Origin of the sequence: Streptomyces sp. NBC_00236, assembly GCF_036195045.1 — a bacterium.
Taxonomy (GTDB): domain Bacteria; phylum Actinomycetota; class Actinomycetes; order Streptomycetales; family Streptomycetaceae; genus Streptomyces.
Genome location: NZ_CP108100.1, coordinates 7,539,712 through 7,554,666 on the forward strand (window position 1 = coordinate 7,539,712; position 14,955 = coordinate 7,554,666).

Here is a 14,955-nt window from a genome sequence, read left to right on the forward strand (position 1 = left end):
CCCCCATGAAACTCGGCGCGGTCATCATCACGATGGGCAACCGCCCGGCCGAGCTGCGCGCCCTGCTCGATTCGGTCGCCGCGCAGGACGGCGACCGGATCGAGGTGGTCGTCGTCGGCAACGGCTCCGCCGTCCCGGAGGTGCCCGTAGGCGTACGGACCGTCGAGCTGCCCGAGAACCTGGGCATCCCCGGCGGACGCAACGTGGGCATCGAGGCCTTCGGCCCGTCCGGTGCCGACGTCGACGCCCTGCTCTTCCTCGACGACGACGGGCATCTGCCGCTCACCGACACCGCCGAGCTGTGCCGGCAGGCGTTCGAGGCCGATCCGAAGCTCGGCATCATCAGCTTCCGGATCGCCGACCCGGACACCGGCGAGACCCAGCGCCGCCATGTGCCGCGGCTGCGTGCCGCGGACCCGATGCGCTCGTCACGGGTGACGACCTTCCTCGGCGGCGCCAACGCCGTACGCACCCGGGTCATCGCCGAGGTCGGCCCGCTGCCGGGCGACTTCTTCTACGCGCACGAGGAGACCGATCTCGCCTGGCGGGCACTGGACGCCGGCTGGCTGATCGACTACCGCGCGGACATGGTCCTCAACCACCCCACGACCGCTCCGTCCCGCCATGCCGTCTACCACCGCATGGTCGCCCGGAACCGGGTCTGGCTGGCGCGGCGCAACCTCCCCGCGCCCCTGGTCCCCGTGTATCTCGGGGTGTGGCTGCTGCTGACCCTGCTCCGCAAGCCCTCGGGCCCGGCGCTGAAGGCATGGTTCGGCGGCTTCCGGGAAGGCTGGTCGACACCCTGCGGACCGCGGCGCCCGATGAAGTGGCGTACGGTGTGGCGGCTGACCAGACTCGGCCGGCCTCCGGTGATCTGAGAGGGTTCGCCTCTGGGAGCATGAGGCGTAAATTTTCTTGTCGGGACCTGTCCGCCCTGAGCCGCGCCCGCGACTGGCCGCGCGTTTTGAATACGAGAGTTTCATCTGGTGAGTGACACAACCCATGACGGTGCTGTTGCGTTGAGCACCCCGCCCTCGGCCGACGACGGCCTGAGCCCAGCCGATCTGGCCGCGAAGTACGGCCTGACGGTCAGCGGCGCCCGGCCCGGGCTCTTCGAGTACGTGCGCCAGCTCCGCGGGCGACGCCACTTCATCATGGCGTTCTCCAGGGCCAAGCTGACCGCCCAGTACAGCCAGGCCAAGCTGGGCCAGTTGTGGCAGGTGGCCACCCCGCTCCTGAACGCCGGGGTGTACTTCGTCATCTTCGGAGTGATCCTCGGCACGAAGAAGGGGATGGAACCGGAGGTCTTCATCCCGTTCCTGGTGACCGGGGTCTTCGTCTTCACCTTCACCCAGAGCTCGGTGATGGCCGGGGTCCGCGCGATCTCCGGCAACCTCGGCCTGGTGCGGGCGCTGCACTTCCCGCGCGCCTCGCTGCCCATTTCGTTCTCCCTCCAGCAGCTCCAGCAGCTGCTGTACTCGATGATCGTGCTGGTCGCGGTGACCGCGGGACTCGGCAGCTATCCGAGCCTTTCCTGGCTGCTGGTGATTCCCGCGCTGGCCATGCAGTTCCTCTTCAACACCGGACTGGCGCTGATCATGGCGAGGCTCGGGGCCAAGACGCCCGACCTGGCGCAGCTGATGCCGTTCGTCATGCGGACCTGGATGTACGCCTCCGGCGTCATGTTCTCCATCCCGATCATGCTCGCCGACAAGCCGGCCTGGATCGCAGACGTGCTGCAGTACAACCCGGCAGCCATCTACATGGACCTGATCCGGTTCGCGATGATCGACGGGTACGGCTCCGAGAACCTGCCGGCGCACGTCTGGGTGGCGGGTCTGGCCTGGGCGCTCCTGGTGGGTGCCCTGGGCTTCGTGTACTTCTGGAAGGCAGAGGAGCGGTACGGCCGTGGCTGAGGACAACACCGCGGGGCGCATCCCCACCGTGATCGCCGACGACGTGCACATCGTGTACCGCGTCAACGGCGGCGGCGGTGGCAAGGGCGGCGCCACCGCGGCACTGAGCCGGATACTGCGCCGCGGCAAGGGCGAGGAGCGGGGTGTCCGCAAGGTGCACGCCGTGCGCGGCGTCTCCTTCACCTCCTACCGCGGCGAGGCCATCGGTCTCATCGGAACGAACGGCTCCGGCAAGTCCACCCTGCTGCGGGCCATCGCCGGGCTGCTGCCGACCGAGAGCGGCAAGGTGTACACGGACGGGCAGCCCTCGCTGCTCGGCGTGAACGCGGCGCTGATGAGCGACCTGACGGGCGAGCGCAACGTCGTGCTCGGCGGGCTCGCCATGGGAATGAGCCGCGAGGAGATCCGCGAGCGGTACCAGAGCATCGTCGACTTCTCCGGTATCAACGAGAAGGGTGACTTCATCACCCTGCCGATGCGGACGTACTCCTCCGGCATGGCGGCGCGGCTGCGCTTCTCCATCGCCGCCGCCAAGAACCACGACGTCCTCATGATCGACGAGGCGCTGGCGACCGGTGACCGCAAGTTCCAGATCCGCTCCGAGGAGCGCATCCGGGAGCTCCGCAAGGAGGCCGGCACCGTCTTCCTCGTCAGCCACAGCAACAAGTCGATCAGGGACACCTGCGACCGGGTGCTGTGGCTGGAAAAGGGCGAACTGCTGATGGACGGTCCGACCGACGAGGTCCTGAAGGCGTACGAGCGCGAGACGGGCAAGTAGGGCGTCACCGAAGTCGCGTACCGCAGCGGCCTTTGCCGGAGCCTTCCGGCAAAGGCCGCTGCGCTGCTTCCGGATCGTCGGCCGCCTCCCGGACGTCCACGGCTCGTCGTACGGCGACCGGCACGATCTCCTCCCGCCGGATGACGTCAATTTCCTTGCACAAGGGGAAAGTTGACAGGGCGAAGCGCGCAGGTGTTGCGCGCCCCACACCCCGGCGTATGGATGAGCGTTGTACAACGTAAGCTGTACCGGTGCTGATTCGTGGCAAGTGGGGCGATACCGCCTGGGAGGACGGCTCGTCGTCGTCCTCCGCACTCGGGAGAGCGGGCGGCGTGTCCGGAATGGGATGTTTTGGGTCGGCAGTGTAGAACGGGAGATGTGACGGCTATGACGGAAGATCTCCAGCTCCGAGGTACTCACGCCGTCCTCGCGCAGGGCGGTCCGCAGTGACCCGTACCCCGCAGACGCGGCTTGATTCCGCCGTACCCGGAACCCTTGACAAGGCCGCCGACGAGAACTTTCCGGTGGCCCCCTTCTTCCTGCCGCGCGCCTGGCGCGACGACCTGATGGCCGTCTACGGTTTCGCCCGGCTCGTCGACGACATCGGCGACGGTGACCTCGCTCCCGGCGGAGCCGACGCCCGGCACCTCGGTCTCGACCCGGCCGAGGGCGAGGACCGGCTCGCGATGCTCGACGCGCTGGAGAAGGACCTGCGAAGGATCTTCGCCACCACCGGCGAAACCCCGCACCACCCCCTCCTGCAGGCACTGCGTCCCACCGTGCGGCGCCGCGCACTCACCCCCGAGCCCTTTCTCGGCCTCATCGAGGCCAACCGGCAGGACCAGAAGATCCGCCGCTACGGGACGTACGAGGAGCTCCTCGCCTACTGCGAGCTCTCCGCGAACCCCGTCGGCCGCCTGGTCCTCCAGCTGACCGGCACCGCCAGTCCCGAACGCGTCCGCCGCTCCGACGCCGTCTGCACCGCGCTGCAGATCGTCGAGCATCTGCAGGACGTCACCGAGGACCTCGGCCGCGACCGGATCTATCTGCCGGCCGACGACATGGCCAGGTTCCATGTCACCGAATCCGACCTGGCGGCTCCCTCCGGGGGCGCGGCGGTGCGGGCGCTGATCGCGTACGAGGCCGAACGCGCCGGGTACCTGCTGAATGAAGGCCCCCCTCTGGTGGGTAGCGTCCACGGCAGGCTCAAGCTGCTTCTCGCCGGATTCGTGGGAGGGGGGCGTGCCGCCCTCACCGCGATCGCGGCCGCCGGGTTCGACGTACTGCCCGGACCCCCCAAACCCACCAAGCCCAGCCTGCTGCGCGAGGTGGGAGTTGTTTTGCGAAGAGCGCGTAGAGAGGGGTGAGCCGGACCGTGGAGGGACAGACGACGTACATGTCGGCACCGGTACAGGCCGCATACAGTTACTGCGAGGCGGTCACCGGACAGCAGGCGCGTAACTTCGCGTACGGCATCAGGCTGCTGCCCGTCGAGAAGCGGCAGGCCATGTCGGCCCTGTACGCCTTCTCCCGGCGGGTCGACGACATCGGTGACGGCGAACTGGAGCCGGAGACCAAGCGCGTCCGCCTGGAGGGCACCCGCGCGGTGCTGGACCGGATCCGCGGCGGAGCGGTCGACGAGGACGACACCGACCCGGTGGCCGTCGCGCTCGCCGACGCCGCCCGCCGCTTCCCGCTGCCGCTCGAAGGGCTCGACGAGCTCATCGACGGCGTGCTGATGGACGTGCGCGGCGCGACCTACGAGACGTGGGACGACCTCAAGATCTACTGCCGGTGCGTCGCGGGCGCCATCGGCCGCCTCAGCCTGGGCGTCTTCGGTACGGAACCCGGCGCCCCGGGCGCCGAGCGCGCCGCCGAGTACGCCGACACGCTCGGCCTCGCGCTCCAGCTGACGAACATCCTGCGCGACGTGCGCGAGGACGCGGGCAACGGGCGTACCTATCTGCCCGCCGACGACCTGGCCAAGTTCGGCTGCTCCGCCGGCTTCCACCGGGCCACCCCGCCGCCCGGTTCCGACTTCGCCGGGCTCGTCCACTTCGAGGTCCGGCGTGCCCGGGCCCTCTTCGCCGAGGGCTACCGTCTGCTGCCGATGCTCGACCGGCGCAGCGGCGCCTGTGTGGCGGCCATGGCCGGCATCTACCGGCGGCTCCTGGACCGGATCGAGCGCGACCCCGAGGCGGTGCTGCGCGGACGGGTCTCGCTGCCGGGCCACGAGAAGGCGTACGTGGCGGTGCGCGGTCTGTCGGGCCTCGATGCGCGCCACATCTCGCGCCGCACGATCAGGGGGCGTGTCTGAGTGCCTCACACGGACATTTCGCGCACCATGTGCATCATGGATGATCACTCCGTGCCGCGGGCAACCCTCTGCCGTGTGCATGCGTCCCTGACTGAAAAGACCTGGCAAGAGGGGGACGCATGACGGACGACGCCCCGCGTTCCTCGCGCGCGGTCGTGATCGGGGGCGGGCTCGCGGGCATGACGGCGGCCCTGCGGCTGGCCGACGCCGGGCTTGACGTGACCCTGCTCGAAGGACGGCCCCGGCTCGGCGGCCTCGCCTTCTCCTTCCGGCGCGGCGAGCTGACGGTCGACAACGGCCAGCATGTCTATCTGCGCTGCTGCACCGCCTACCGCTGGTTCCTCGACCGGGTCGACGGGGCGGCGCTGGCGCCGTTGCAAAACCGTTTGGACGTGCCCGTTCTCGACGTGGGACGGCTTGCGGGCCCCCGCCTCGGACGGCTGCGCCGCAACGGCCTCCCGGTCCCGCTCCACCTCGCCGCCGGACTCGCCGCCTATCCGCACCTCTCGCTCGCCGAGCGCGCGAGCGTCGGTCGGGCCGCGCTGGCCCTCGGCCGGCTGGACCCCGACGACCCCGCACTCGACGACACCGACTTCGGCAGCTGGCTCGCCCGGCACGGCCAGTCGCCCCGCACCGTCGAGGCACTCTGGGATCTCGTCGGCGTGGCGACGCTGAACGCCACCGCACCGAACTCCTCGCTCGCGCTCGCCGCGAAGGTCTTCAAGACAGGCCTCCTCTCCGAGCCCGGCGCAGCCGACATCGGCTGGGCCTCCGTGCCGCTCGGGGACGTCCACGACACCCTCAGCCGCAAGGCCCTGGACTCCGCCGGCGTCCGCACCGAACTGCGGACGAAGGCCGGCGCGCTGACCCGCACCGACGACGGACGCTGGGTGGTCGACACCGGCGCCGAGCGGATCGAGGCGGACACCGTCGTGCTGGCCGTGCCCCAGCGCGAGGCCCACGACCTGCTGCCCGAGGGCGCGCTCGACGCACCGGAGCGGCTGCTGGAGATCGGCACCTCGCCGATTCTGAACGTGCACGTGGTCTACGACCGCAAGGTGCTCAGGCAGCCGTTCTTCGCCGCGCTCGGCTCGCCGGTGCAGTGGGTCTTCGACCGGACCGCGGCCTCCGGCCTCACCGGGCCCGGCCAGTACCTCGCGGTCTCCCAGTCCGCCGCCCACGAGGAGATCGAGCTGCCCGTCGCCGAGCTCCGGGCGCGCTACCTGCCCGAGCTGGAGCGGCTGCTGCCCGCCGCCCGCGGGGCCGGGATCAGGGACTTCTTCGTCACCCGGGAGCGGACGGCGACCTTCGCCCCCGCGCCCGGCGTCGGCCGGCTGCGACCGGGGACGCGCACCCGCGCCCCCGGCCTCTTCCTGGCCGGCGCGTGGACCGCCACCGGCTGGCCCGCCACCATGGAGGGCGCCGTCCGTAGCGGTGCCGGCGCCGCGGACGCCGCACTCCTGGCGCTCGGCCGCCCCCACGAACATCCGCTGCAGGAGGCGGCATGAGCAGTACCACCGGAACAAGAGGAGAGTCAGTGACCCCGGCGAATCCGGCTTCCGACACCGTGGCGGACACCACGGACGTCACCGCGCTTCTGGAGCGCGGACGGGCCCTTTCCGCGCCGGTGCTCCGGGCCGCCGTTGACCGGCTCGCACCGCCCATGGACACCGTGGCCGCGTATCACTTCGGCTGGATCGATGCCCAGGGCAGGCCCTCCGACGGCGACGGCGGCAAGGCCGTCCGCCCGGCGCTGGCCCTGCTGTCCGCGGAGGCGGCCGGCGCCGCCGCCGAGGCAGGCATCCCCGGCGCGGTGGCCGTCGAACTCGTGCACAACTTCTCGCTGCTGCACGACGACCTGATGGACGGCGACGAGCAGCGGCGCCACCGTGACACGGTGTGGAAGGTGCACGGCCCCGCCCAGGCGATCCTCGTCGGCGACGCGTTGTTCGCGCTGGCCAACGAGATCCTGCTGGAGCTCGGCACCGTCGAGGCGGGCCGCGCGGCCCGCCGGCTGACCACGGCCACCCGTAAGCTCATCGACGGCCAGGCCCAGGACATCTCCTACGAGCACCGCGAGCGGGTCACCGTCGAGGAGTGCCTGGAGATGGAGGGCAACAAGACGGGCGCCCTGCTCGCCTGCGCCTGCTCCATCGGCGCGGTGCTCGGCGGTGCCGACGACCGGACCGCCGACGTCCTGGAGGCGTACGGCTACCACCTCGGCCTCGCCTTCCAGGCGGTCGACGACCTGCTCGGGATCTGGGGCGACCCGGAGTCCACCGGCAAGCAGACCTGGAGCGATCTGCGCCAGCGCAAGAAGTCCCTGCCGGTCGTCGCCGCGCTCGCCGCGGGCGGACCGGCCTCGGAGCGCCTGGGCGAACTGCTCGCCGCCGACGCGAAGAGCAACGACTTCGACAGCTTCTCCGAAGAGGAGTTCGCCGCCCGTGCGGCGCTCATCGAGGAGGCGGGCGGCCGCGAGTGGACCGCCCAGGAGGCCCGTCGTCAGCATGCGGTCGCCATCGAGGCGCTGCATGGTGTGGACATGCCCGAAACCGTGCGGGCGCAGCTCACGGCGCTCGCGGACTTCGTCGTCGTACGAAAGAGATGATGACCATCTGCTCCATATGACTCGCAGTCGCCGGCCGGTGCCCGTCACGGGCGCCGGCCGACGGAGACCCCAGCACAGCAGAGGACCAACTGCACGAAGGGGAAGCCATGACAGCGACGACCGACGGAAGCTCCGGGGCTGTGGACCCCCGGGCAGCCTCGGCCAGTAGTCCGACAACCGAATCAACCATCGCCGCGGACGACGTACTCGCCGTCGCGCGGCGGGCCGCGGAACGCTCGGTGGAGCACCTCCTCGGCAGGCAGGACGAGCAGGGCTGGTGGAAGGGCGACCTCGCCACCAACGTCACCATGGACGCCGAGGACCTCCTGCTCCGGCAGTTCCTCGGTATTCAGGATCCCGCCACGGTCCAGGCGGCCGGCCGCTTCATCCGCGGCGAACAGCTCGGCGACGGCACCTGGGCCACCTTCCACGGCGGCCCCGGAGATCTCTCCGCCACCATCGAGGCCTACGTCGCGCTGCGTCTGGCGGGGGACCGCCCGGACGAACCGCACATGGCCCGCGCCGCGGGATGGGTCAGGGAGCAGGGCGGGATCGCGGCGAGCCGCGTGTTCACCCGGATCTGGCTGGCCCTCTTCGGCTGGTGGAAATGGGACGACCTGCCGGAGCTCCCGCCCGAGCTGATGTTCTTTCCCAAGTGGGTCCCGCTCAACATCTACGATTTCGGCTGCTGGGCCCGCCAGACCATCGTGCCGCTCACCATCGTCTCCGCGAAGCGGCCGGTACGGCCCGCGCCCTTCGCCCTGGACGAGCTGCACACCGATCCGGACGAACCGAACCCCGCCCGCCGCCCCGCCCCGGCAGCCAGCTGGGACGGTGTCTTCCAGCGCCTCGACAAGGCGCTGCACGTCTATCACCGGTTCGCCCCGCGCAGACTGCGCCGGGTCGCCATGAACGCGGCCGCCCGCTGGATCATCGAACGCCAGGAGAACGACGGCTGCTGGGGCGGCATCCAGCCACCCGCCGTGTACTCCGTCATCGCCCTGCACCTGCTCGGATACGACCTCGACCACCCGGTGATGCGGGCCGGACTCGAGTCCCTCGACCGGTTCGCGGTCTGGCGCGAGGACGGCGCCCGCATGATCGAGGCCTGCCAGTCCCCGGTCTGGGACACCTGCCTCGCCACCATCGCACTCGCCGACGCCGGGGTCGGCGCCGACCACCCCGCGCTGGTGAAGGCGGCCGACTGGATGCTGGGCGAGGAGATCGCCAGGCCCGGCGACTGGTCGGTGCGCAGGCCCCAACTGGCCCCGGGCGGCTGGGCGTTCGAGTTCCACAACGACAACTACCCCGATATCGACGACACCGCGGAAGTGGTCCTCGCGCTGCGCCGGGTCCGCCATCCGGACCAGGCGCGGGTCGAGGCCGCCATCGAGCGCGGCGTGCGCTGGAACGTCGGGATGCAGTCCCGTAACGGCGCCTGGGGTGCCTTCGACGCCGACAACACCAGCGCGTTCCCCAACCGGCTGCCGTTCTGCGACTTCGGCGAGGTCATCGACCCCCCGTCCGCCGACGTCACCGGGCACGTGGTGGAGATGCTCGCCATCGAGGGCCACTCCGCTCACCCCGCGACCCGGCGGGGCATCGAGTGGCTCCTCGCCGAACAGGACGCGGCCGGCGGCTGGTTCGGTCGCTGGGGCGTCAACTACGTCTACGGAACCGGGTCGGTGGTGCCCGCCCTGGTCGCCGCGGGACTGCCCGCCTCGCACCCCTCCATCCGGCGCGCGGTCGGCTGGCTGGAATCCGTCCAGAACGACGACGGCGGATGGGGCGAGGACCTGCGCTCCTACAACGAGGACAAGTGGATCGGCCACGGAGCCTCGACGGCGTCCCAGACCGCCTGGGCACTGCTGGCGCTCCTCGCGGCCGGCCGGCGGGACACCGTGGCCGTCTCACGGGGCATCGCCTGGCTGGCCGAGACCCAGCTGGCCGACGGCTCCTGGGACGAGCCGTACTTCACCGGTACCGGCTTCCCCTGGGACTTCTCCATCAACTACCACCTCTACCGGCAGGTCTTCCCCCTGACCGCACTCGGACGGTACGTGCACGGCGACCCGTTCGCCGGCCGCACGGCGGTCCGCGAGGGGGCCTGATGGGCGATGCCCCGGGGCCGGCCGGCCCCACCGCCCCGCTGCTCATCGCCTGCGCGCTGGGCATCGAACACCTGGCCCTGCGCACCGGCAGGGCCAGGGCGGGCACCGCCCCGGGCCCCGTGACCGTACTGCGTACGGGCATGGGGCCGAAGGCGGCCGAGACGGCGGTGGCGAGGGCGCTCGGCGAGGGCCGGGCAGCCGGCGCCGCCGTCATCGCCTCGGGATTCTGCGCCGGGCTCGCACCCGGTATGCACCCCGGCGACCTGGTGGTGGCCGACGAGACCCGGACAGCCGGGCAGTCGGACGCCTGCACCGGTACGGAACTTCTTGCCGACGCACTTGCCAGGGCCGTACCCGGACGCACCGTCCACACCGGTCCGCTGACCGGCTCCGACCATGTCGTACGAGGGCATGAGCGGGCCGGTCTGCGGGCCACCGGAGCGATCGCGGTGGACATGGAGTCCGCCGCGACCCTGCGCATCGCCCTGCGGTCCGGGCCACGCCCGGTTGCGGCCGTACGGGTGGTCGTGGACGCTCCGGAGCATGAGCTCGTCCGCATCGGCACGGTCCGCGGTGGAATATCAGCTTTCCGCGTTCTCCGTGCCGTCCTGCCGGCTTTCTATGAATGGCACCGATCTTTGCTGCTCCCCAGGAGGTGAGCTAGATGGCCATGCCGCTCCGTCAGTCCATCAAGGTTGCGACGTACCTCATTGAACAGAAGCTCCGAAAGCGGGAGAAGTTCCCGTTGATTGTCGAGCTGGAGCCGTTGTTCGCCTGCAACCTCGCCTGCGAGGGCTGCGGGAAGATCCAGCACCCGGCCGGAGTCCTCAAGCAGCGCATGCCGGTGGCTCAGGCCGTCGGCGCCGTGCTCGAATCGGGCGCCCCGATGGTTTCCATCGCGGGCGGCGAGCCGCTGATGCATCCGCAGATCGACGAGATCGTCCGGCAGCTGGTGGCGAAGAAGAAGTACGTCTTCCTCTGCACCAACGCGATGCTGATGCGCAAGAAGCTCGAGAAGTTCACCCCGTCGCCCTACTTCGCGTTCGCCGTCCACATCGACGGGCTGCGCGAGCGTCACGACGAATCGGTCGCCAAGGAAGGGGTGTTCGACGAGGCGGTCGCGGCCATGAAGGAGGCCAAGCAGCGCGGCTTCCGCGTCACGACCAACTCGACGTTCTTCAACACCGACACACCCCAGACCATCATCGAGGTCCTCAACTTCCTCAACGACGACCTGAAGGTCGACGAGATGATGATCTCGCCCGCCTACGCCTATGAGAAGGCACCCGACCAGGAGCACTTCCTGGGTGTCGAACAGACCCGCGAGCTGTTCAAGAAGTCCTTCGCGGGCGGCAACCGGGCCAGGTGGCGCCTGAACCACTCGCCGCTCTTCCTGGACTTCCTGGAGGGCAAGGCGGACTTCCCGTGCACGGCCTGGGCCATTCCGAACTACTCCCTGTTCGGCTGGCAGCGGCCCTGCTACCTCATGAGCGATGGCTACGTGCCGACGTACCGGCAGCTCATCGAGGAGACGGACTGGGACAAGTACGGCCGCGGCAAGGACCCGCGCTGCGCCAACTGCATGGCGCACTGCGGCTACGAGCCCACCGCCGTCCTCGCCACCATGGGGTCGTTGAAGGAGTCCTTGCGCGCGGCGCGGGAGACCATCGGCGGAAACCGGTGACGTGATGACCGCGGGAGAGCCGGCACGCACCGGCTCTCCCCGTTCCGCCGGCCCGGCCCGGACGCACCGTGCGGCGCGTCCGGGCCGGGCCCGGCGGCAGTCGGTGGGAACGCGCACCGGGGGTCCCAGCCGTCATCGTGAGCCGACAACAGGACCAGAGAGGGGGCCCGGGCATGACGCTGCTGCAGTCCATCCGGGGGCCACACGATCTCAAGGCACTGAACGAACCGCAGCTCGGCGAACTCGCCGAGGACATCAGGAAGTTCCTCGTCCATGCAGTGGCCAGGACCGGTGGCCATCTCGGCCCCAACCTCGGGGTGGTGGAGCTCTCCATCGCCCTGCACCGGGTCTTCGACTCCCCGGTGGACCGGATCCTGTGGGACACCGGTCACCAGAGCTACGTACACAAGCTCCTCACCGGGCGGCAGGACTTCTCCAAGCTGCGCGGCAAGGGCGGCCTCTCCGGCTACCCCTCGCGCGCCGAGTCCGAGCACGACGTCATCGAGAACTCGCACGCCTCCACCGTGCTCGGCTGGGCCGACGGTCTCGCCAAGGCGAACGAACTCCTCGGCCGGCCCGACCACGTCGTCGCGGTCATCGGTGACGGGGCGCTCACCGGCGGGATGGCCTGGGAGGCACTGAACAACATCGCCGCCGCCGGGGACCGCCCGCTGGTCATCGTCGTCAACGACAACGAGCGCTCCTACGCCCCGACGATCGGCGGCCTCGCCAACCACCTCTCCACCCTGCGTACCACCGACGGATACGAGCGCTTCCTGTCCTGGGGCAAGGGAGTCCTCCAGCAGACACCCGTCATCGGGCAGCCGCTGTACGAGTCGCTGCACGGCGCCAAGAAGGGGTTCAAGGACACCTTCGCCCCGCAGGGCATGTTCGAGGACCTCGGCCTGAAGTACGTCGGACCGATCGACGGCCACGACACCGCTGCCGTCGAGTCCGCACTCCACCGTGCCAAACGCTTCCACGGCCCCGTGCTCGTGCACTGCATCACGGAGAAGGGCCGCGGCTACCTCCCCGCCCTCCGGGACGAGGCCGACCGGTTCCACACCGTCGGCGCGATGGACCCGCTGACCTGTGCCCCGCTCGCACCCGCTGCCGGTCCGTCCTGGACCTCCGTGTTCGGGGACGAGATCGCGGCGATCGGCGCGGAGCGGAGGGACGTCGTGGCCCTCACGGCGGCCATGCTGCATCCCGTCGGGCTGACGAAGTTCGCCGAGGCGTTTCCCGACCGGGTCTGGGACGTCGGGATCGCCGAGCAGCACGCGACGGTCTCGGCCGCCGGACTGGCGACCGGGGGACTGCACCCGGTCGTCGCCGTGTACGCCACCTTCCTCAACCGGGCCTTCGACCAGCTGCTGATGGACGTCGCCCTGCACCGGTGCGGCGTCACGTTCGTGCTCGACCGGGCCGGGGTCACCGGGCCCGACGGGGCCTCCCACAACGGCATGTGGGACATGTCCGTCCTCCAGGTCGTGCCGGGCCTCAGGATCGCCGCGCCGCGCGACGCCGACCGGCTGCGCGCCGCACTGCGCGAGGCCGTCGACGTCGACGACGCACCGACCCTGATCCGGTTCCCCAAGGAATCGGTGGGGGAGCCGGTCCCCGCGATCGGCACCATCGGCGGCATGGACGTCCTGCACGGCGCACAGGACGCCGACGTGCTGCTGGTCGCGGTCGGCGTGATGGCGCCGGTCTGCCTGCAGGCCGCCGATCTGCTGACGGGCGCCCGCATCCGCTGCACGGTGGTCGACCCCCGCTGGGTGAAGCCGGTCGACGAACACCTTGCGCCGCTTGCCGCACAGCACCGCCTCGTCGCCGTCGTCGAGGACAACAGCCGTGCCGGAGGCGTCGGCTGGGCCGTGGGGCAGGCGCTGCGGGACGCCGGGGTCGACGTACCGCTGCGGACGTTCGGGATTCCCGACCAGTTCCTCGCCCATGGGAAACGGGCCGAGATCCTGGCCGACATCGGGCTCACACCGGTCGAGATCGCGGGCCGGATCAGCGCCGCGCTGGCCACCGGGGACACGGCCGCCGGCAGGGGACACCACGCCCGGGGCAACGGGCACAAGGAGAGCGGGGCATGAAGGACGACGGGCCCAAGGGCTTCGATGTGGCGCGGCTCCTCGCGGAGCGCGGCGCCGAACGCTACGAGCTGCACACCAAGTACCTCAACCACCAGCTCCCGCGCATGCTGCACACCATCGGCTTCGACAAGGTCTACGAACGGGCCGAGGGCGCGCACTTCTGGGACGCGGACGGCAACGACTACCTGGACATGCTCGCCGGTTTCGGGGTGATGGGGCTCGGCCGGCACCACCCCGTCGTACGCAAGGCGCTGCACGACGTCCTGGACGCCTCGCTGGCCGACCTCACCCGCTTCGACTGCCAGCCGCTGCCGGGACTGCTGGCCGAGAAGCTGCTCACGCACAGTCCGCACCTGGACCGGGTCTTCTTCGGCAACAGCGGCACGGAGGCGGTGGAGACGGCCCTCAAGTTCGCCCGGTACGCCACCGGCAAACCGAGGATCCTGTACTGCACGCACGCCTTCCACGGGCTCACCACCGGCTCGCTCTCCGTCAACGGCGAGGCCGGTTTCCGGGACGGCTTCGCCCCGCTGCTGCCCGACACCGCCATCGAGCTCGGTGACCTCGACGCCCTGCGCCGCGAGCTGAAGCGCGGCGACGTGGCGGGTCTCGTCGTCGAACCGATCCAGGGCAAGGGCGTGCACGCCTCGCCGCCCGGCTTCCTGCGCCAGGCCCAGGAACTGCTGCACAAGCACAAGGCCCTGCTCATCGCGGACGAGGTGCAGACCGGCCTGGGCAGGACCGGGGACTTCTACGCGTACCAGCACGAGGAGGGCGTGGAACCCGACCTGGTGTGCGTCGCCAAGGCGCTCTCCGGCGGCTACGTGCCCGTCGGGGCGACCCTCGGCAAGGACTGGATCTTCAAACGCGTCTACTCGTCGATGGACCGGGTCCTGGTCCACTCCGCGAGCTTCGGTTCCAACGCCCAGGCGATGGCGGCCGGACTCGCGGTCCTCGCCGTGATGGAGGACGAGGAGACGGTGGCGAACGCGCGCCGCACCGGTGACCTGCTCCGCGATCGGCTGGCCGCGCTCGTCGGGCAGTACGAGCTGCTGCACGAGGTGCGGGGGCGCGGGCTGATGATCGGCATCGAGTTCGGCCGGCCGTCCTCGCTGAAACTGCGCAGCCGCTGGACCATGCTGCAGGCGGCCCGCAAGGGACTGTTCGCGCAGATGGTGGTGGTGCCGCTGCTCCAGAAGCACCGGATCCTGACGCAGGTCTCCGGCGACCACCTCGAAGTGATCAAGCTGATTCCGCCGTTGGTGATCGACGAGGCGGACGTGGACCGCTTTGTGGCCGCGTTCACGGCGGTGATGGACGACGCACACAGTGGCGGCGGACTGATGTGGGACTTCGGGCGGACCCTGGTGAAGCAGGCCGTCGCCAACCGCTGACCCGCCCGATGGGCCGGCCCCTTCAAAGATTGCCTCGGAGGCAAG

General features: G+C 70.5%; 12 protein-coding genes. All 12 read left to right on the top strand.

Annotated features, from left to right (window positions below):
* Nucleotides 1–5: 5 nt before the first annotated feature.
* The 12 genes from OG446_RS33570 (at nt 6) to OG446_RS33625 (ending at nt 14,910) form a co-directional block, all read left to right on the top strand.
* Nucleotides 6–878, top strand: coding sequence for a glycosyltransferase family 2 protein (locus tag OG446_RS33570; protein WP_328897561.1), 873 nt, complete (start codon nt 6–8; stop codon nt 876–878).
* 108 nt (nt 879–986) lie between these two features.
* Complete coding sequence (locus tag OG446_RS33575; protein ID WP_328897562.1) at nt 987–1,916, top strand: ABC transporter permease; 930 nt, start codon at nt 987–989, stop codon at nt 1,914–1,916.
* Nucleotides 1,909–2,694: an ABC transporter ATP-binding protein gene (locus tag OG446_RS33580; protein WP_326656260.1), complete on the top strand. Its 786-nt coding sequence runs from the start codon at nt 1,909–1,911 to the stop codon at nt 2,692–2,694. Before OG446_RS33575 ends, OG446_RS33580 begins: the two co-directional genes overlap by 8 nt.
* 446 nt (nt 2,695–3,140) lie before the next feature.
* A complete protein-coding gene (gene hpnC / locus OG446_RS33585) occupies nt 3,141–4,061 on the top strand; it encodes a squalene synthase HpnC (RefSeq protein ID WP_328897563.1) in 921 nt (306 codons plus the stop codon).
* Between the two features lie 29 nt (nt 4,062–4,090).
* Nucleotides 4,091–5,011: a presqualene diphosphate synthase HpnD gene (gene hpnD / locus OG446_RS33590; RefSeq protein ID WP_328897564.1), complete on the top strand. Its 921-nt coding sequence runs from the start codon at nt 4,091–4,093 to the stop codon at nt 5,009–5,011.
* 119 nt (nt 5,012–5,130) lie between these two features.
* On the top strand, nt 5,131–6,519 hold the full coding sequence (hpnE, locus tag OG446_RS33595) for a hydroxysqualene dehydroxylase HpnE (protein ID WP_328897565.1): 1,389 nt from the start codon (nt 5,131–5,133) through the stop codon (nt 6,517–6,519).
* Complete coding sequence (locus OG446_RS33600; protein ID WP_328897566.1) at nt 6,516–7,619, top strand: polyprenyl synthetase family protein; 1,104 nt, start codon at nt 6,516–6,518, stop codon at nt 7,617–7,619. Before hpnE ends, OG446_RS33600 begins: the two co-directional genes overlap by 4 nt.
* Before the next feature lie 107 nt (nt 7,620–7,726).
* Nucleotides 7,727–9,730: a squalene--hopene cyclase gene (gene shc / locus OG446_RS33605; RefSeq protein WP_328897567.1), complete on the top strand. Its 2,004-nt coding sequence runs from the start codon at nt 7,727–7,729 to the stop codon at nt 9,728–9,730.
* Entirely contained in the window at nt 9,730–10,389 is a 660-nt protein-coding gene (locus OG446_RS33610) for a phosphorylase family protein (RefSeq protein ID WP_328897568.1), read from the top strand. Before shc ends, OG446_RS33610 begins: the two co-directional genes overlap by 1 nt.
* Before the next feature lie 5 nt (nt 10,390–10,394).
* The gene (gene hpnH, locus OG446_RS33615) at nt 10,395–11,414 is read left to right on the top strand and encodes an adenosyl-hopene transferase HpnH (RefSeq protein ID WP_328897569.1); all 1,020 of its coding nucleotides are present in this window, start codon (nt 10,395–10,397) and stop codon (nt 11,412–11,414) included.
* A 173-nt stretch (nt 11,415–11,587) separates the two neighbouring features.
* Nucleotides 11,588–13,516 (top strand): 1-deoxy-D-xylulose-5-phosphate synthase, encoded by a 1,929-nt coding sequence (gene dxs / locus OG446_RS33620; RefSeq protein ID WP_328897570.1) that lies wholly within the window; start codon nt 11,588–11,590, stop codon nt 13,514–13,516.
* Nucleotides 13,513–14,910, top strand: coding sequence for an aspartate aminotransferase family protein (locus OG446_RS33625; RefSeq protein WP_328897571.1), 1,398 nt, complete (start codon nt 13,513–13,515; stop codon nt 14,908–14,910). The genes dxs and OG446_RS33625 overlap by 4 nt, the downstream gene beginning before the upstream one ends.
* Nucleotides 14,911–14,955 lie beyond the last annotated feature (45 nt).

What these genes read in the sequence shown, in the direction of transcription:
- OG446_RS33570 (WP_328897561.1), top strand. Translation starts at nt 6, where the DNA reads ATGAAACTCGGCGCGGTCATCATCACGATGGGCAACCGCCCGGCCGAG.
- hpnD (WP_328897564.1), top strand. Translation starts at nt 4,091, where the DNA reads ATGTCGGCACCGGTACAGGCCGCATACAGTTACTGCGAGGCGGTCACC.
- hpnE (WP_328897565.1), top strand. Translation starts at nt 5,131, where the DNA reads ATGACGGACGACGCCCCGCGTTCCTCGCGCGCGGTCGTGATCGGGGGC.
- OG446_RS33600 (WP_328897566.1), top strand. Translation starts at nt 6,516, where the DNA reads ATGAGCAGTACCACCGGAACAAGAGGAGAGTCAGTGACCCCGGCGAAT.
- shc (WP_328897567.1), top strand. Translation starts at nt 7,727, where the DNA reads ATGACAGCGACGACCGACGGAAGCTCCGGGGCTGTGGACCCCCGGGCA.
- OG446_RS33610 (WP_328897568.1), top strand. Translation starts at nt 9,730, where the DNA reads ATGGGCGATGCCCCGGGGCCGGCCGGCCCCACCGCCCCGCTGCTCATC.
- hpnH (WP_328897569.1), top strand. Translation starts at nt 10,395, where the DNA reads ATGGCCATGCCGCTCCGTCAGTCCATCAAGGTTGCGACGTACCTCATT.
- dxs (WP_328897570.1), top strand. Translation starts at nt 11,588, where the DNA reads ATGACGCTGCTGCAGTCCATCCGGGGGCCACACGATCTCAAGGCACTG.
- OG446_RS33625 (WP_328897571.1), top strand. Translation starts at nt 13,513, where the DNA reads ATGAAGGACGACGGGCCCAAGGGCTTCGATGTGGCGCGGCTCCTCGCG.